Source organism: Exiguobacterium sp. s123 (assembly GCF_018617075.1).
Lineage (GTDB): Bacteria > Bacillota > Bacilli > Exiguobacteriales > Exiguobacteriaceae > Exiguobacterium > Exiguobacterium profundum.
The window spans coordinates 268,949-287,871 of record NZ_JACSJL010000003.1 but is presented as its reverse complement, the minus strand read 5'-3'; the positions used below and the strand labels follow the sequence as shown (position 1 = coordinate 287,871).

The 18,923-nt window shown below is 47.4% G+C and carries 18 protein-coding genes; all 18 read left to right on the top strand.

All coding sequences use genetic code 11. From position 1 onward, the window contains the following. The first annotated feature begins 1 nt into the window (after position 1). The gene (dnaB, locus tag KNO72_RS07960; RefSeq protein WP_015880235.1) at positions 2 to 1,354 is read left to right on the top strand and encodes a replicative DNA helicase; all 1,353 of its coding nucleotides are present in this window, start codon (positions 2 to 4) and stop codon (positions 1,352 to 1,354) included. A gap of 158 nt (positions 1,355 to 1,512) precedes the next feature. Continuing rightward, on the top strand, positions 1,513 to 2,802 hold the full coding sequence (locus tag KNO72_RS07955; RefSeq protein ID WP_078145962.1) for an adenylosuccinate synthase: 1,290 nt from the start codon (positions 1,513 to 1,515) through the stop codon (positions 2,800 to 2,802). A gap of 121 nt (positions 2,803 to 2,923) precedes the next feature. Beyond that, entirely contained in the window at positions 2,924 to 3,634 is a 711-nt protein-coding gene (yycF, locus tag KNO72_RS07950; protein WP_015880237.1) for a response regulator YycF, read from the top strand. Between the two features lie 3 nt (positions 3,635 to 3,637). Next, positions 3,638 to 5,479, top strand: coding sequence for a cell wall metabolism sensor histidine kinase WalK (gene walK / locus KNO72_RS07945; RefSeq protein ID WP_078145963.1), 1,842 nt, complete (start codon positions 3,638 to 3,640; stop codon positions 5,477 to 5,479). Further along, positions 5,479 to 6,861 (top strand): two-component system activity regulator YycH, encoded by a 1,383-nt coding sequence (gene yycH, locus KNO72_RS07940; protein WP_214689646.1) that lies wholly within the window; start codon positions 5,479 to 5,481, stop codon positions 6,859 to 6,861. Before walK ends, yycH begins: the two co-directional genes overlap by 1 nt. Next, on the top strand, positions 6,848 to 7,672 hold the full coding sequence (locus tag KNO72_RS07935) for a two-component system regulatory protein YycI (RefSeq protein WP_078145965.1): 825 nt from the start codon (positions 6,848 to 6,850) through the stop codon (positions 7,670 to 7,672). The genes yycH and KNO72_RS07935 overlap by 14 nt, the downstream gene beginning before the upstream one ends. Positions 7,673 to 7,685: 13 nt before the next feature. Continuing rightward, on the top strand, positions 7,686 to 8,477 hold the full coding sequence (locus KNO72_RS07930) for an MBL fold metallo-hydrolase (RefSeq protein WP_015880241.1): 792 nt from the start codon (positions 7,686 to 7,688) through the stop codon (positions 8,475 to 8,477). 51 nt (positions 8,478 to 8,528) lie between these two features. Continuing rightward, on the top strand, positions 8,529 to 9,788 hold the full coding sequence (locus KNO72_RS07925) for a S1C family serine protease (RefSeq protein WP_078145966.1): 1,260 nt from the start codon (positions 8,529 to 8,531) through the stop codon (positions 9,786 to 9,788). 37 nt (positions 9,789 to 9,825) lie between these two features. Further along, on the top strand, positions 9,826 to 9,987 hold the full coding sequence (locus KNO72_RS07920; protein ID WP_015880243.1) for a CxxH/CxxC protein: 162 nt from the start codon (positions 9,826 to 9,828) through the stop codon (positions 9,985 to 9,987). Between the two features lie 83 nt (positions 9,988 to 10,070). Next, positions 10,071 to 10,550 (top strand): 23S rRNA (pseudouridine(1915)-N(3))-methyltransferase RlmH, encoded by a 480-nt coding sequence (rlmH, locus tag KNO72_RS07915; protein WP_074034007.1) that lies wholly within the window; start codon positions 10,071 to 10,073, stop codon positions 10,548 to 10,550. Positions 10,551 to 10,671: 121 nt separating this feature from the next. Further along, complete coding sequence (locus tag KNO72_RS07910; protein ID WP_074034004.1) at positions 10,672 to 11,790, top strand: DUF418 domain-containing protein; 1,119 nt, start codon at positions 10,672 to 10,674, stop codon at positions 11,788 to 11,790. A gap of 9 nt (positions 11,791 to 11,799) precedes the next feature. Further along, positions 11,800 to 12,912, top strand: coding sequence for a sensor histidine kinase (locus KNO72_RS07905; RefSeq protein ID WP_214757715.1), 1,113 nt, complete (start codon positions 11,800 to 11,802; stop codon positions 12,910 to 12,912). Then, positions 12,909 to 13,514, top strand: coding sequence for a response regulator transcription factor (locus tag KNO72_RS07900; RefSeq protein ID WP_074033998.1), 606 nt, complete (start codon positions 12,909 to 12,911; stop codon positions 13,512 to 13,514). The genes KNO72_RS07905 and KNO72_RS07900 overlap by 4 nt, the downstream gene beginning before the upstream one ends. Positions 13,515 to 13,642: 128 nt before the next feature. Then, entirely contained in the window at positions 13,643 to 14,704 is a 1,062-nt protein-coding gene (locus tag KNO72_RS07895) for a PD-(D/E)XK nuclease family protein (RefSeq protein WP_214757713.1), read from the top strand. Between the two features lie 175 nt (positions 14,705 to 14,879). Continuing rightward, positions 14,880 to 15,473, top strand: coding sequence for a DUF4230 domain-containing protein (locus tag KNO72_RS07890; RefSeq protein ID WP_214757711.1), 594 nt, complete (start codon positions 14,880 to 14,882; stop codon positions 15,471 to 15,473). A gap of 288 nt (positions 15,474 to 15,761) precedes the next feature. Beyond that, on the top strand, positions 15,762 to 16,007 hold the full coding sequence (locus tag KNO72_RS07885) for an acyl carrier protein (protein ID WP_214757709.1): 246 nt from the start codon (positions 15,762 to 15,764) through the stop codon (positions 16,005 to 16,007). After that, positions 16,004 to 17,410 carry an AMP-binding protein gene (locus KNO72_RS07880; RefSeq protein ID WP_214757707.1) on the top strand — a complete coding sequence of 469 codons (1,407 nt, stop codon included), beginning with the start codon at positions 16,004 to 16,006 and terminating at the stop codon, positions 17,408 to 17,410. The genes KNO72_RS07885 and KNO72_RS07880 overlap by 4 nt, the downstream gene beginning before the upstream one ends. Before the next feature lie 49 nt (positions 17,411 to 17,459). Then, the gene (locus tag KNO72_RS07875) at positions 17,460 to 18,911 is read left to right on the top strand and encodes an MBOAT family O-acyltransferase (protein ID WP_214757705.1); all 1,452 of its coding nucleotides are present in this window, start codon (positions 17,460 to 17,462) and stop codon (positions 18,909 to 18,911) included. Positions 18,912 to 18,923: the final 12 nt, after the last annotated feature.

Sequence of the window (18,923 nt, the reverse complement as noted above, 5' to 3'; positions counted from 1 at the left end):
GATGAGTGATGCGATTCAAGTCAATACACCACCGCATAGCGTGGAAGCGGAGCAAGCCGTCTTAGGGGCAATCATCCTCGATTCGGATCGGTTGATTACGGCCTCAGAGCGGGTCGACCCGGACGACTTTTATCGTGTCAGCCACCAACGCATCTTTGAAGCGATGCTAAAGATCAATGACCGAGGCGAGCTCGTCGACTTGGTCACGCTCAGTTCCGAGTTGCAGGCGCAAGGGATTTTAGACGAAATCGGGGGCCTCAACTATTTGGCGGAGGTCGCGGAATCCGTTCCTGCCATCGGGAACATCGGCTATTACTTGAACGTCGTCGACCAAAAGGCGGCACTCCGTCGCCTGATTCGTACTGCGACGAACATCGTTTCAGATGGTTATGAGCGTCAAGATGAGGTAGATTCTGTCCTCTCGGACGCGGAGCGGAACATTCTAAAAGTATCGCAGCGAAAAGGGCAATCGAGCTTCCACCCGATTGGTTCTGTCTTATCCGATGCGTACTCGACGATTGAAAAGCTGCATCAGTCGAGCGGTGAAATCACCGGGATTGCGACCGGCTTCACGGATTTGGATAAGATGACGGCCGGTTTCCAACGAAACGATTTGATTATCGTGGCCGCCCGTCCATCTGTCGGGAAGACCGCGTTTGCCTTGAACATCTCGCAGAACGTCGCGGTCCGTACGGGTGAGAACGTCGCCATCTTCAGTTTGGAGATGGGTGCCGAGCAACTCGTCATGCGTATGTTGTGTGCGGAAGGGAACATCGATGCCCAGCGCCTCCGGACCGGTCGTCTTGAAGCGGAAGACTGGGGTCGTCTCTCCCTTGCGATGTCGTCGCTCTCCCAAGCGGGCATCTATATCGACGATACGCCGGGTCTTCGGGTCAACGAAATCCGGGCCAAATGTCGCCGATTGAAGCAGGAACACGGTCTCGGGATGATCATGATTGACTACTTACAGCTCATCGTCGGGAACGGGAAACCGGGCGAGAACCGCCAACAAGAAGTATCGGAAATCTCACGTACGCTCAAAGCAATCGCACGGGAACTACAAGTACCGGTCATCGCCTTGTCTCAGCTCTCACGTGGCGTAGAGAGTCGTCAAGACAAGCGACCGATGATGTCCGATATCCGTGAATCGGGAGCAATCGAGCAGGATGCCGATATCGTCGCCTTCCTCTATCGTGATGACTATTACGATAAAGAGAGTGAAGACGCCAATACGATTGAAATCATCATTGCGAAACAACGTAACGGTCCGACCGGTACGGTCAAGCTCTCCTTCAGGAAAGAGTACAACAAGTTCGTCAATATGGAGACGCAAGCCTTCGCACCACCGATGTAACGTCGGTGGTGTCTTTTTTTGTATAGGATTAGATCAAAATAACGAACGAATAGTTACATCTTATATAAAACGTTCGGTATTCAATTGACTTTCTTGCTTTTCAAGTGTACACTTACGGATGGTTTGAACAGAACGTTGATTAATAAGGAGGATTCATTATGTCATCAGTAGTCGTAGTGGGAACGCAGTGGGGCGATGAAGGGAAAGGGAAGATCACCGATTTCTTATCGAAACAAGCCGAAGTCGTCGCGCGTTATCAAGGGGGAGACAACGCTGGTCACACGATCGTCTTCAATGATACGAAATATAAACTTCACCTCATTCCGTCTGGGATTTTCTATTCGGATAAGACGTGTGTCATCGGGAACGGGATGGTCGTCAACCCGAAATCACTCGTGACAGAACTCGCTTACTTACATGAACGGGGTGTGAGCACGGATAACCTTCGGATCTCGAACCGGGCGCATATCATCTTGCCGTACCACCAGCTTCAAGATCGTCTCGAAGAAGAGGCGAAAGGTGACGCGAAAGTCGGTACGACTCTGAAAGGAATCGGTCCAGCGTATATGGACAAGGCGGCACGTATCGGTATTCGCATCGCCGACCTTCTCGACAAAGAAGTGTTTGCGGAGAAGCTAAAGACTGTACTTGAACTAAAAAATCGCATGTTCGTGAAAATGTACGAGGTCGATCCAATCGAGTTCGATGACATCTTTGAAGAATACTACGCGTATGGTCAACAGTTCGCGAAATACGTGTGTGATACATCGGTCGTGTTGAACGATGCGCTCGACGAAGAGAAAAAAGTTCTCTTTGAAGGGGCTCAAGGGGTCCTTCTCGATATCGACCATGGAACGTATCCGTTCGTCACATCGTCGAATGCTGCATCAGGCGGCGTATCGAGTGGTGCCGGAATCGGGCCATCGAAGATTCATCACGTGGTTGGTGTCTGTAAAGCATATACGTCACGCGTCGGTGACGGTCCGTTCCCGACAGAGCTCGACGATGAGATCGGTCATACAATCCGTGAAGTCGGGAAAGAATATGGAACGACAACAGGTCGTCCACGCCGTGTCGGCTGGTTCGACTCGGTCGTCGTGCGTCACTCACGCCGCGTCAGTGGGATCACAGATCTTTGCCTCAACTCAATCGATGTGCTGACAGGTCTTGAGACGCTCAAGATTTGTACATCGTATGAGTATGAAGGAAAGCATCTTGACGAGTATCCACCGAACTTCCGCGTCCTTGAGAAGTGTGTACCGGTATACGAAGAGCTGCCTGGCTGGACAGAGGATATCACAGGGGTTCGTCGCTTTGAAGACCTTCCGGAGAACGCACAGCGTTACGTGCGTCGCATCGAGGAATTGACAGGAATCGAATTGTTGACGTTCTCGGTCGGACCGGCTCGTGAACAGACAGTCATCTTGCGTGATATTTACGAAGCATAAGAAAGGGAGCCACCGGGCTCTCTTTTTCTATTTCCACGGAAATGGACCACGCTTTCTAAGCTGTTTAAAAAGAGTTACAATGTAGGCATGTACGTTTAATGATAAGAGGAGGACTCACTGAATGGATCGTACGATTTTAGTGGTAGATGACGAACAACCAATCGCAGATATATTGAAGTTTAAACTTGAAAAAGAAGGTTACCAGGTGCACGTTGCCTATGACGGTGAAGAAGCACTCGTCAAAGTAGAAGAGATTCAACCGGATCTCATCTTGCTCGACATCATGCTTCCGCTCAAGGACGGCATGGAAGTATGCCGTGAGGTGCGGAAGAAATACGATATGCCGATCATCATGTTGACGGCAAAAGATTCCGAGATCGACAAAGTACTCGGACTAGAGCTCGGCGCAGACGATTACGTCACAAAGCCATTCAGCTCACGTGAATTGTTAGCCCGTGTCAAAGCGAACATGCGACGTCATGCGACGGCACCGGCGCCGGAAGCAAAAGGCGCGAACGCGAACGATATCGTGATCGGCGATTTGACGATTCATCCGGACTCGTACATGGTGACGAAGCGGGATGAGAAGATTGAATTGACGCATCGCGAGTTCGAATTGATTCATTACCTCGCCCAAAACATCGGGCAAGTGATGACACGGGAGCACTTGCTCCAAACGGTATGGGGCTATGATTACTTCGGTGATGTGCGTACCGTGGACGTCACGGTGCGTCGTCTTCGTGAAAAAGTAGAGGACAACCCGTCGACTCCGACGTATATTATTACGCGTCGCGGCGTCGGGTATTATTTGAAGGCAGGAGAAGAAGATTAAACGATGAAACGGACGAACTTCTTTAAATCAATCCAGTGGAAGCTCGTCGTCATCTATGCGCTGCTCATTCTCGTTGCGATGCAAGTCATCGGCGTGTACTTTGTGCGTTCTTTGGAACGGCAATACATCAACAACTTCTCGCAGTCACTTGTCGACCGAGCGAACCTACTGAGCTACAACATCAGTGAGGGGACTGCCGCGAACGAGAGTGACTCGACCACGGACCAGCAGTTGAACCAGTTACTGGATCAGCTGCTGTCTGAATTTACAGAGAGCACGACGCTAGCTGACGACATTCGAGAAGTCCAAATCATAGACACGAACAGTGTCGTCCGGGCAACCTCGAACCAAAATAATCAAAGTCTCGTCGGACAACGGACCGCGAGCACGTTCATTCAAAAGTCATTCGCGACAGGCGGGGCGCAAGAGACGCTCGTCTATGAAGATTCAAATGACCGAATGCGCGTCGTTGCCGTTCCGATCAAGTCGGAAGTGGACGGTACGACGACCGGGATGATCTATATCGAGGCATCGATGAAGTCCATCTACAACCAGATGGAACAAGTGACACGCATCCTCGCAACGGGGACGTTGATCGCACTCATCATCACCTCGTTCCTCGGAATCCTTTTATCTCGAACCATCACGCGACCGATTGCCGATATGCGGAGGCAGGCCGTCGAGATGCGGAAAGGGAACTTCTCGCGGAAAGTTAAAGTGTATTCGGATGACGAGGTCGGTCAACTTGCGTATGCGTTCAACGAATTGACGGATGAGTTGATGGAGGCGAACGCGACAACGGAAGCCGAACGACGCCGCTTGACGAGTGTCCTCGAGAACATGTCGGACGGTGTGGTCGCGACTGACCGATCGCTACGGGTCATCTTGATGAACGACCAGGCACGCGACATGATCGGAGTCGCTGAAGAAGAGGCGATGGGGACGAACTTACAAAGTCTCCTCGCATTCGAAGAGGAAATCGTCATTCCAGAAGACGGCACGATGCCGACAAAACTGATTGACCTCAGTACGGACGAAGAATTGTTCCTCGTTCGTGCCTATTTCTCACCGATTCAAAAACATAGCGGACCAATCACAGGTCTCATCGTCGTCCTGCATGACGTCACGGAACAAGAACAGGTCGAACAGGACCGCCGTGAATTCGTTGCGAACGTCAGTCATGAATTGCGGACGCCGCTCACGACGATGCGTAGTTACTTGGAGGTTCTTGCAGAAGGTGCTTATCAGGATGAGGAATTGGCGCCACGTTTCTTAGAAACGGCACAAAACGAGACGGAGCGGATGATTCGCCTCGTCAATGACTTGTTGCAGCTCTCGAAGATGGACAGTAAAGAATATAAGATGCAAAAAGTGAAGTTCGACTTCGTGCAGTTCTTTAACGACATCATCGACCGTCATGAGATGACGAAAGGGGATGCGATTCAATTCCGTCGCAAACTGATGAAGCGTCGCGTCTACGTGCATGCCGATCAAGATAAGATGACTCAAGTCATCGACAACATCATCACGAACGCCATCAAGTTCTCACCAGAAGGCGGGACGATTACGTTCCGGACGATGCTTCGGGCGAAACGCCTCGTCATCGGCATCAAAGATGAAGGGGTCGGGATTCCGAAGTCGAACTTAAAGAAAATTTTCGAACGTTTCTATCGTGTCGATAAGGCGCGGGCGCGTAACATCGGTGGTACAGGACTCGGTCTATCGATTGCCAAAGAAGTTGTATCTGCTCACGGTGGCGACATCTGGGCAGAGAGTGAATTTGGAAGAGGTACAACGATTTACTTCACGATCCCGTTCGATACGATTGTGGAGGTGAATGATTGATGAAACGGTTTACGATTGCAAAGCCGGAACTGTGGAAGTCGTTCATTTTGCTCACGTTAATCGTCACTTCGATTGTTCAAACCATCATCTTGTGGGACTACCATCCCACGTATCAGGCCGTCCAATCTGAAACGCAACTCACGACGGTGGACGAGTCATTGCAGCGTCGAGCGGACCAGGTCATCATTCCCGTTCAAGCGGTCGTGCATGACAACAATGCTGTGTTCGCTTCAAAGAATACACCGAAGCAACTGATGCGTGTCATTCGAGATTCGTTTGAAGCGAGTGAGTTCAAGCCGCTCGCTGTGAAAAACGTCCCGAGTTTCTATACGGATATCAACGAGGGACTGGAGTTGATCTTACCGGAGGCCTATTATGCGGACACGCTCAGCTATATGCTTCCGGGAACGTATAGTCTGTCCGGGAAGATTCCACAGCGAATCCTCATCTATATGGATGACAGTGCGTTCAACATCCGCGCCATCATGAGCGACCAGTCCATTTGGGAAGGGAAGTTGACGAAAGTCGGAAACGGCGATGTGAACAGTCTTTTCTTAAAAAACTCGAGTCGAACGATGAAGCGCGTGACGTATACGGATGAACGCGTGAATTATATCCCGGTCGTCGGACCTGAGATGAATGAGTTGTTCGCGTATGACGTGTCGTCGATTCAAATCGACACTCGTCTCGACTGGATGCGAGATACATTCTTCCCAGGTGATCCGAACGTTCAAGAAGTCGACCCGGCAAGCTCGGTCGGGGCGTTGACGAACGGTGTCAGTGTGGCGGAATATGATGCGAAACTGAACGCCAGTCGCTATCGAAACCTGTCTCGGAATAGCACCGAGCGTGATACAGCAATCGGATTGGATTCCATTGTGGAATTCGTGAACTTCCACGGGGGATGGGTCGATGAAGCGTCTGAGAATCAAGGGCTGTCCCTTCGATTCGATGCCATCACACCGGCCAATAAAGGATTTGAAACGACCGTGTTCCGTTTTCACGTGAAAGGGTATCCGGTCTTCAGTCAGCGTGAGGCGTTTATCAACAACGATGCCATCGACTTATCCACATTGCGTGTGGAAAACGACGGAGCACAGGTCCGATCGATCACCCGTAACCACTTGGAAATCGATCGCCTGATCACAGTCGGCACGACACAGTTGGCTGATGCGGAAGAAGTACTCGGTACGCTCATCAACTCTGGACGATTTGAGAACGTGACCGAGATTCGAATCGGTTATGAGATTGAATATAATGAGGACACGAGCCGCTATGTGACGTTTTCACCGAACTGGTTCGTGCGTGAGGCGGGCCGTTGGGTCCCATACAATCAAGGAGACGATTGGACAGAAAGGATGATGTATCGTGGATTGGAGTAAAGCGAAAACGATTTTAATCTTCGCCTTCCTCGCCTTGAACATCTATCTGTTGTTTCAATTGCTGACGGAAACATGGGCGACCGAAGTCGTGACGAATGACAACACCTCGATCACGCAGATTTTAGACCAGCGGAACGTCGATCCGGCAAAATTGCCACGGATGGGTCGAGATATCGGCTATTTGACGGGTTCGTCTGAAGAGATGTCAGCTGCGATGATCACGAAAAATCGGGAGGCGCAGCTCGCGACGACGCTCGACAACATGCAACTCGAAGTCGAGTTGAAACAACCCGTGCCGCTCGATGCGAAGGATTTGCGGACGACCGCTTCGACGTTTGTAGCGGAATATGTTCCGTTTGGAAACGAGTACGCCTACTGGCGCTACGATGAAAAAACAAGACAGGTTGCTTTCGTACAAACATTCGAGGACAACAAGATTTTTTCAGCACCTGAAGTCGAGGGTGGCACGGAAATGTACATCGGTCCGTCCCTCATCCTCATTCAGTTGAACGAGTCGTTCGAAGTGACGGATTATAAACAGCGTCATTTAAAAGACCTCTCGTCAAAAACGCAAGACGACCTCGTGTTGACGGCCAGTGAAGCCATCTCACAACTCGCGTCTCGGAAGTACTTCCAACCGAACCAGGAGATGCGGGCCATCAATACCGGATTTTACAGTTTACCGCTCGACAGCTCTGGCAGTTTGATTATCATGCCACCGCTTTGGTCGATCGGGATTGATGATCAAGTCTACTTCGTCAATGCAATCGATGGAACAGTCGAGCACGTGGAGTTTGAAACGAAAGAATGAAAGGAGTGATTGCGTGACTTTACAGTATAGTGTGTTAGCGAGCGGGTCGACCGGAAACGCCCTCTATATCGAGACGGAACGGACGAAGCTGCTCGTCGATGCCGGATTGACTGGAAAAGCGATGCAACAGCGCATCGAAGCCATCGGTCGGTCATTTGACGGAATCGACGCACTGCTCGTCACCCATGAGCACTCCGACCATATTAAAGGTGTCGGGATATTAGCACGTAAGTATAATTTACCGATTTATGCGAATGCGAAGACATGGGCGGCGATGGAATCACTGATTGGAAAGATTGATCCTGCCTTGAAGTTTCAAATCGAAGTCGGAGATGTGAAACAGTTCGGGGATATTGAAATCGAGACGTTCAACGTGAGCCATGATGCGGCAGACCCGATGTTTTATCAGTTTGCCCATGACGGGAAACGATTGGCCCATATCACCGACACGGGTTATGTCTCGGACCGGATGAAAGGAATCATCCGTGGAGCGGACGACTTCATCTTTGAGTCGAACCATGACGTCTCGATGTTGCAGATGGGGCGTTATCCATGGAGTGTCAAACGACGAATCCTCGGCGACTATGGCCACGTCTCGAACGAGGATGCAGCCATCGCGATGAGTGAGGTCATCGGTGACCGCACGAAACGGATCTATTTGGCCCATTTAAGTAAAGACAACAACATGAAAGAGCTCGCACAGATGAGCGTCTCACAAACACTCGGCATGCGAGACGTCGACTTAGGTCGAATCAAATTGTGCGACACGGACCCGACAATCCCCACTTCACTCGTTTCTTTATAAGGAAACTTGGGAAAAGACAGGTATCACACTGTCTTGAAGGGGGGACGCGTCGTGAACGAAGAGAGACACCATGAGTATGAACCTCAAGACGTCGAACCTGAAGTACACGAAGCAACAGAAGAGAAATCGACGTATCCGTCTCGGAGCGAATGGCGACCGAAGCAAGAGGAGCACGTACGCCATAAGCCGAGACCAAATATAAAACCGTTGTTACTCGGAGGGGTTGGCGGATTCTTAGGAGCGGCTTTGTTTTTTGTCATCGTGATGCTCTGGGATTCGCCGACCTCTCGTTTTGTGACGAATGAACTGACGCGGACCGAACAGGCCGTCACCGTCACCGAATCGGACGTCACAACCGCTGTCCTTGGGGCGAAGCCGTCCGTTGTCAGCATCACCAATATCCAGCGTGCGTTCACCTCGGACTCGCAATGGGAGGCGGGTGCCGGATCCGGTGTCATCTATAAAGTAGAAGGAAACACGGCCTATATCGTCACGAACTTCCATGTCATCGAAGAAGCGGACGAGGTCAACATCGCCTTTTCCGATGGTCAAATCGCATCGGCAACCATTTTAGGCGAAGACCCGCTCAACGACTTGGCTGTCGCCGAGGTCGAGTTGCCGAAAAACATCGATGTGGAACCGATTGTCCTCGGGGACTCCACCGTTCTCCAAGCTGGCGAGACCGTCATGGCCATCGGAAATCCGCTTGGTGTCTTCTCAAACTCGGTTACGCGTGGTATCGTCAGTGGTGTCGAGCGGACGGTGCCGGTCGATACGAACAGCGACGGCTTGATGGATTATAACGCGGAAGTCATTCAGACGGATGCGGCCATCAACCCGGGGAATTCGGGTGGTGCCCTCATCAACATTCGTGGAGAGCTCGTCGGAATCAATTCGATGAAAATCGCCGAGGCGAGCGTAGAAGGGGTTGGATTCTCCATTCCCGTCAACGTGGCGCTACCGGTCATTGACATGTTAGAACGCGATGGCAAGGTGACACGGGCGCAGCTCGGTGTCACGATTCAGGAAGTCATTGCTGTACCCGGAAACGTCCGAGAAGAGTATGGAATCTCCTTCGACCAGGAAGACGGTGTCTTCGTCGAAGAAGTGACACCGGGTAGTCCGGCTGAAGAAGCGGGACTACGTGTTGGAGATGTCATCACGAAAATCGGAGACCGGGAGATCAAACGATACGTCGATTTACGCGATGCGTTGTATCGGGACGCGACGGTCGGTGATACAATCTCCATTGAGTATTTACGTCGTGGGGAAGCAAGCGAAACCGAGGCGACATTAACTGAAGCAACATAAAGAAGCGGCGACGCTTCTTTTTTAAGGAGGAAAAACTGTGGAAAAAAAAGTATGCAAGGAACATGTTGAAATCGCTTTAGACATCATTGTGGATGAAACAGGGGAATACCCGTTGCTAGAGGAATTATCCACAAGTGAACACGTGACATGCGAGTTCTGTGAAGCCGATGCAACATATATTGTGTCAAGCAAAAACTAATTATCAACATGTGGATTTGTGGATAACTCTGTGGATAACCCTATGGATAACTCCAAAAAAACTGTGGAAAAAGGAAGAATTGGATGAATATTTCAATTATCACGGTCGGCAAACTGAAAGAAAAATATTTAAAACAAGGAATTGCCGAGTATACAAAGCGGCTTTCCGCCTACGCAAAAGTGCAGGAAATCGAGGTTTCAGACGAAAAAGCACCCGAGCATTTGAGTGAGGCAGATATGTTACTAGTAAAACAAAAGGAAGGCGAGCGGATTTTGGCGAAGATATCCCCAGATACGCACGTCATCGCCTTGGCGATTCAAGGAAAGCAGCGGACGAGCGAAGAGTTCGCTCGTGAACTCGATCAACTCGCAACGTACGGAAAGAGTAAAATCGCCTTCGTCATCGGAGGATCGCTCGGTCTGTCGGACGATGTGATGAAACGAGCGGATGATACGATTTCGTTCTCAAAGATGACGTTCCCCCATCAACTCATGAAGCTCGTGTTGTGTGAGCAGATTTATCGGGCGTATCGGATTAATCGGAATGAGCCGTATCATAAGTAAGTGCGGTTTTTTCTACGTTTTAATAAATGACAGGTGTCATCTGCATTAATTGACGCCTGTCGATATTTTCATATATGGCCTGTCATGTACGATAAAGGTACAGAAATGGAGGGGCATTTATATGAAACGTATAGCATTGATCGATATTTTAAGAGGAATCGCTATTTTGGGGACACTTGGAACGAATATTTGGATTTTTGCCCATTTAGGGGATTTAAAGTATATAACGACTACAAATTTTACCGGTTGGTCGAGTATGAATGATATTTTACGCTTCCTTGTACTGTTCGTAGTTAACGGCAAGCTGCTTGGTATATTAACGATAATGTTCGGAGTGGGAATGGAGATTAAATATCAGCAGTCCATTAGGCACAATAAGCCTTGGATCGGTATGTATAAATGGGTAATCGTATTTTTAATGGTGGAAGGTTTGCTGCATTATGTGCTCGTCATGGAATATGATGTGCTCATGAGCTATGCGGTTACTGCAGGTATTATTGCGGTCATCCTAAAGCGCGGGGAACGGGCGATGAAAAGGGCACAATGGGTTGCAGGAGCTATTCATTTAGGGATGATTGCCCTTATTTTTACTTCCATGCTGTATGGACCGGCGGTTTCAATGGCAAGCTCGCCACAGTTGATTGCAATATATGCCGAGGGAACATGGCTGGATCAGGTCCAGAATCGTATCATGAATTTTATGTTCTTTAGAGCAGAGGCAATATTTATTATTCCTTTAAATGTTATGTTATTTATTGTTGGTATAAAGCTGATGCGCAGTGGTGCGTTCTCCTTTACTGAGCGCGGTATTTCCATCCAACGGAAAATGCTCATTTGGGGATTAGGTCTAGGTCTGCCTTTGAATATGTTGACTTTTGTACCAGGCGGTCTATTTGATTTGCCTGTCCGTTATCTGTTTGCCCCTATCCTGGCATTAGGCTATATAGGACTGATTGCTTTTATTGTTCGGAAGGGTAGTAAGTGGAGAATGTGGAAGTGGCTTGAGAAAACGGGGCGTATGTCTTTAAGCTGTTATATTATGCAAAACCTTACTGCTACAGCTATTTTCTACGGGTGGGGTTTAGGACTTGGAGGTACTCTAAATAGTGTGGAAATTATAGGGGTTTTTTGTATGATAGTAGTAGGTCAAATTATAATAGCGAATATGTGGTTAACTAAATTCCCTTATGGACCGGTCGAGTGGCTGCGGAAGGGAATGCTGCAGAGACTGGAAAGATAGGGGTGTTCGATGCTGGAATGGTATCCTAAAAGTCAGGCAAGATATTATTTAATTATTGATGTACTGACCGTCCTGCTATTTAGCTATGCGGTTGTTGTTTCGGAGCAGGTTCCGTCGCTTATTTTCAAGACTATATTAATCGTTATTTATATAGGAACCTATTATACAGCACTATGGTATCAGGATGGTCTGCTGCTTCCGGCGGCTGTAATCGGTTTTGTTTTAACAGTATATTTGGCTTATTTAAGTGGTCCGCAGTGGATTTTCTTTCAGTTTGCCTTTGCGGATTTTGTCGGGCGAGCTGTCAACCGGCATATTTTATGGATTGCTACGTGTGTAAATTTCCTCCTTTTAGCCAGTCTCGTTTGGTACTATCAGGAGGTGCTGTTTTCCAATGCGCAGTCAATTGTACTGGCGGTTATGCTTTTTATCCTGCTATTACCGTGGTTACGCTATTATATTGAAAAATCCAAGCTGCTTCAGCGTGAGGTTGATGAAGCGTCGGTTCACATTGCGATGCAGCAGGAACGTCAGCGCATTGCCCGCGATCTGCATGATACTTTAGGGCATACGCTGACGGTCATAAAGGTAAAAACAGAGCTTGTTTCCAGGCTGGTGCCAAATGAGAATCACAGGATTCATAAGGAACTTGATGATATGATTTTAACAATCCGAACAGCACATAAGCAGGTGCGTGAAATTATATCGGAAATAAATTTTTTATCCTTGGAGGAAGAGCTTAAGCATTGTGAGCAGTTGCTTAAGAATGCCGGTATTCGTGTGCAGATTGATCATAAGCTTACCAATATTCTGCTGTCTAGTGTGCAGGAAACGATGCTTGCCTACAGTATCAGAGAAGCGGTAACGAATGTTGTAAAGCACAGTCATGCTGCTGATTGCAGAATACATCTATATCAAAATGAAGACCGGGCAGAAGCAGCTATTACCGATAACGGAATCGGTTTATCCAAAAAGCAGCATGGCAATGGACTGTTTACAATGAAGGAACGGATGAGGTCATTAAAGGGAAATACCGAAGTGACGTATGATCAGGAAGGAACAAAGGTGCTTCTGACTATACCACTGGATTCGATGGATCCGATTCGGGAGGGCGTGAAATGATTAGACTTAGTATCGCTGAGGATCAGCAACTGTTGAGAGGTGCCTTAATATCCATTATGGAGTTTGAGGATGATTTACGTATTGTGGGTGAAGCAGCAGATGGAGCAGAAGCGTGGGCTTTAATTGAAAAAGAAAAGCCGGATGTATGCGTTTTGGATATTGAAATGCCGCATTTGTCCGGGTTGGAAGTAGCTGCGAAAATACGCCAACACAATTATCCGTGCAAAATTATGATTATGACAACCTTTGCGAGAGCCGGTTATTTGCAGGAAGCAATGAATCTAAATATTGAAGCATATGTTCTGAAAGACGAGCCTATCCAATATGTAATTGGTGCAATACGCAAAATTATGCAAGGTGAAAGGGTAATCAGTCAGGATCTTGCCGCTGCTTTATTTATGAATGAAAAAAATCCTCTGAATGACCGGGAAATCAATGTACTGAAGCTCGTGAAGGATGGCTATACGACGAATGAAATTAGTAAAAAGCTATTTCTGACTAAGGGTACAATTCGCAACTATTTATCTTTATCCATTCAAAAGCTCGAAGTTGAAACAAGGCAGCAGGCTGTACAAAAAGCAACTGAAAAGGGCTGGATATAAATTGTAGTTCAAAGCCTCCTATAGTTATAGTGGGGAGAGCCGTATCACAAGTGATGAAATGTAAAATGAGTGCTTGAATCAAACTTCAAGCACTCATTTTTTACACTGTGATGAAGGGGGTAAAGAAAATGGTGTCATCGTATTCGAAAATTTATAACCTGTTACGTCAATCAGAATCTAATCCCTACGAAGATTACTTGACCGAAATCATCGCTCCAATCTTCGAACAACCAGATCTATTGACTCATTTTTTTAAACGGTTTGCGAATGTGGATCTTTCTGAAATAAGTCGTGTGAAGGCATATACACAAAAAACGTACAGTAAACTACATACACACGATACCGACAGTCGACCCGATCTCGTCATCACGTTTAATGAGGGGGAAACCTCACACATCGTCTTCATTGAGAACAAGTTAGGTAGTGGTGAAGGGCATCATCAATTGAAACGTTATCGAGAGCACCTTGAGCAAAGTGAAGAAGAAGGATTTTCGACATACCTGTTTTATATCACCCAATACTTTGACCCAAAACATGTCGCTTCAACCTCAACTAAGTTCTTTCAATTGCAGTGGTTTCAACTCTACATATGGCTTCAGGAATACAGCAATCAGGATTTATACTACAGACAAGTACTCAAGTATATGGAGGACATTGAATTGAATAAATCAAGAACATTCCTACCTCAAGATGTATATGCGATTCAAAACTTAGGGAGAACCATTTCGATGTTGGATCAGTGTTTGAATGAACGAACGATGCATACGTTTACGAATTTATTTGGAAAGCCGAAACCATGGGGGAATCGTGCGATTGAACTCCGTGATTATAATCGATACGTCATTCAAAATGATCAAAGTGATTGGAAATATATCGGCTGTGGATTCAGTTTTGAACAAGCTGATTACCCAGAAGTATCTGTTTACATAGAGGTTCATCCAAATAGTAAACATAAATCGATTTTGACGGACGCGTTCAAACAATTCGCAGAAATGAATAAAGGATGGATCTATGAAGCGCCAGAAGATCCAAACGACTGGTTTATGTTGTACACTGACCAATCGTTGACTCATTTCTTAAGTGCACCAGACCACATCGATGCGATTGAGACGTTTATCATTCAAAGGTTAGAAGAATTGAATGAACTGAAGCAAAGTTTGTCGCAACTGAATTGGATTGTAGTCGAGTAAAACTTGATGATATTGAGTGAGTAGATGGGTCTCAAACCATCTACTCTTTTATTTAAAAAACTAATTTAATTGAATAAAAATTAAATTTATGGAATTAATGTAGGTATAATATGTATATGAAGGATTCGTTACATAATTTTAAAAGGTACTTGAATACATAAAAAGGAGATTTATTATGAAAAGAATGATTGGAAGAGTTTCATTTGTTTTACTCACGCTCATCTTGATTGGTGTCATTGCGATTGTAGTGATCAAGCCGAGTGTATTTTCAACTAATCAACAGGCTGATGTATCGCTCGTCAAAGATCGACTCGTCGAATTGACTGAGTTGACAACGTTAAAGTATGAATACAGCAACGTTATTGTCAGTCGAAACAGTACGAAAGTTCCTTTGGTTGAAATCAAACTAGCCGAAGCAATCAAGCTGATTGAATACTCAGGATACCTCAAGGCGGGTACGGACCTCTCTAACATGGAGGTCTCTTACAATGACACGACTGAGCAATTGAAGATCACTGTACCGCATTCAACCATTTTAGACAACGTAGCGAATACAGATGATGCGAAAGTGACAGATGTAAAAGGGACACTTTTTTCTGACTATCCCTCGCAATTGATTTTTGATGAAATCAATAAAGAGAAGGCGAAAATGGAAAAGGCTAAGATTGAGCAAGGGTTGCTGACAGAGGCAGACGAACGCATTGAAGCGTTCTTGACAGAGTTTTTAAAGAATAGCGGTTATGAAACGGTGGCAATCGAGTTCAAATAATTGTTATATCATGATGACTCGATAGGTTGAGGAGATCGTGCCAGAAGTGTACGAGGCAGAACCACTCGACTTACAACTCGAATATGTCATACCGTCTCCTGAGACCGCATCGTAACGATACGGTCTTTTTAATTGCTAAAACCGCTCAACCTCAAGCTTTTCCTTATATGAAGAATTGACCGATTTCGAAAAATTGTGATAGAATCACAAGGCAAATGATTATCATTATCAGTCGATAATAATAGATGGAATCGAATAAGGTTGAGTGAATGTGAAAGGATGAATACAATGAGCACACTTGAAGCATATAACATGGCATTTCGAAACGGATTGGAACTAGAGGACGATGTGGTTCTCGAAGAGATGAAGCTTGGGGAATCGACAGAGTGGGATTCGATTGGACATATGACCCTCATCGCCGAAATCGAGGACGCGTTTGACGTCTATATCGACTCGGATGAAATGACAGAGTTCCATACGTATCAGTCTGGTATTGAGTTGTTGCAACGCCTCGGTGTGGACATCCAATCATGATGCTTTTTCAAACACTCGAGCAGTACACGAATCGTGAGGCGGTCTATGCGGACCGCTCTTATTCATATAAAGAGATGTTGGAAGTCGGGGACTCGATTTGTCAGGAAGTCGGCGAACGGTCGCTCGTCTTCTGCTTATGTGCTAACCGAGTCGAGTCGCTCTTCGCATATATCGGCTTTCTCCGTGGACGGGTCGTCCCGGTCTTGCTCGATGCAGATATTCCAGTAGACCAATTACAGAAGTTAATGGAGCTGTATCAACCGACGCACGTCTGGGCTCCTAAGACGAGGGAGGATTTGGCGAACTCGTTGGATGCCTTCTATGGCTATGGTGACTACGCCTTATTTGAAACCGAAACATCGGTTCGCCACCAACTTCATGAGGAGCTGGCTCTTCTGTTGACGACATCAGGTAGTACTGGAAGTCCAAAACTTGTACGCCTCACGTATAACAATCTATCAGCTAACGCCACATCGATCATCGACTATCTCGACATCGATCAGACGGATAAACCAATCACGACTCTGCCGATGAACTATTCGTATGGACTCTCCATCATCAACAGTCATCTGTTGAAAGGAGCGACCCTCATTCTGACAGACCGCTCAATCGTTCAAAAGGAGTTTTGGGAGCTGTGTCGTGCCGAGCAGGCGACGACGTTTGGTGGGGTCCCGTTTCATTATGAAATGTTGAAACGATTGAAGTTTGAGACGTACGACCTCCCAAGTCTGAAGAAGTTGACGCAAGCCGGTGGCAAGTTAGATCCGAAGCTTGCGCAGCACTTCGCAACGGTATGTGAAGAGAAAGGGATTCAATTTTTCATCATGTACGGTCAGACGGAGGCGACGGCCCGGATGTCGTATTTACCGGATCGGATGCATGCGAAAAAAGCCGGTAGCATCGGAATTGCCATCCCTGGTGGAACGCTCACGTTGCGTGACGAATCCGGAAATGACATCAAAGAGGCGAACGTGACAGGCGAATTGGTGTATCAAGGCGACAACGTGTCGTTTGGGTATGCGACCTCGTTAGCGGACCTTTCAAAAGGTGACGACAATCACGGTGTTTTACAAACAGGTGACATGGCGTATCGCGACGAGGATGGATATTTCTTCATCGTCGGCCGAATCAAGCGCATGATCAAACTGTATGGCAGTCGAATCAGCCTAGACGAAGTCGAGGCGCTCCTTCGAGAGCATGGACATGATTGCGTCTGTGCCGGGGAAGACGACCAGCTATACGTGTATACGTTACAAGATGACGTCGCACGCATTCAAAAAATCATCAAAGAACAAATCAAGGTGAAAGGTGTTCGGGTGATGCAAATTGACGAGATTCCGCGGAATGCGTTCGGGAAGATTCGTTATGCCGCATTGCCGAAGCGAGAACTTGTGACCACCTGATTGTCAGGAATCGGTACATCGTCAAGTTTCATAACATCAGGTGGTAGATATGACTTTTATTTCGATTGAATTTCTCTTATTTTTAACCCTCATCGTTGGAACGTACTATGTGGTTCCACATCGGTACCGTTGGGTGCTCCTTTTGTTAGCGAGCTATGTCTTTTACGCCACGTTGAGCGTTCAATTCATCCCGCTCCTGCTGATCAGTACCGCTTTCACCTATGTGATTGGAATTCTGATTGAGAAACAGGAGAAGAAGGAGCAGAAAAAACGGCTCATGTGGGTCGGTGTCTCGGTGCTCGTCTTCTTCCTCGGCTGGTTCAAATATTTTAATTTCGTCAATGATTCGCTCCGTTCGTTCGCCGCATGGAGCGGATTTGATTATGACGTCCCGTATAAAGAAATCGTCTTACCATTGGCGATTTCGTTCTATACATTCCAGGCCATCAGTTACGTCGTGGAAGTCTCGCGCGGGAAGCAAAAGGCGGAGCGTCATTATGGCTATTTCTCGGTCTATTTCGCCTTCTTCCCGCAACTTGTGGCGGGCCCAATCGAGCGGGCGAAAAAACTGTTGCCACAGTTGAAGACGGAGCAACATCTCGACTACGACAACATCAGCTACGGCATCCAGCGCATCATTTGGGGTTTCTTCAAGAAGACATTGATTGCCGATCGGTTGGCCCCGATTGTCGCGAGTGTGTTCAATAGTTCGGACCCGACCGGTTCAGAGATTGTGCTCGCGACGATGTTGTTCTCGATTCAATTGTTCGCGGACTTCTCGGCATGCAGTGACATCGCGATCGGCTGTGCACGCTTACTCGGGATTCGCTTATCGGAAAACTTCAAGCAACCGCACTTCGCCGTATCGATTGCCGACTTCTGGAACCGCTGGCATATCACGCTTTCGATGTGGCTACGGGATTATATCTTCATGCCACTCGCGAAAGGAAAGAAGAAACGCGAACAAATTTATGGTGCCATCCTTGCGACATTTTTAGTAAGTGGAATTTGGCACGGAGCCGCATGGAACTTCGTCTTATGGGGACTCATTCATGGAATCTATCGCGTCTTCGGAGATCATACGAAACAACAACGTGAAAAAATGGCGTCATGGGTCGGATTTGACCGTGTGCCGACACTGCATCGGTGGTGGAAAATCGCCATCACGTTCCAGCTCGTCTGTTTCTCACGTGTCTTCTTCCAGTCGCACTCCATGGCGGAGGCGTGCTCGCATGCCAAACTGTACGTGACGCCTTCTTCATGGGCACCGTCAGGCATGTTGCAGGCGATTCAAATCTTCTCATTGCTCGATTTGATCATCTTCCTCGTCGTCTTTGTCGTCGTTCATCTGTTCCAACATATCGAGCGGACGAGAGGTTCGGCTTGGGATTGGATGGCACGTCAGTCTGCCGTGACGAGTGTGGCCATCAACTTGTTCTTGATTATCTCAGCGTTCTTATTTGGCGTGTCGAGCCAAGGATTTGTATACGGTGGGTTCTAAGATGGATGGAAA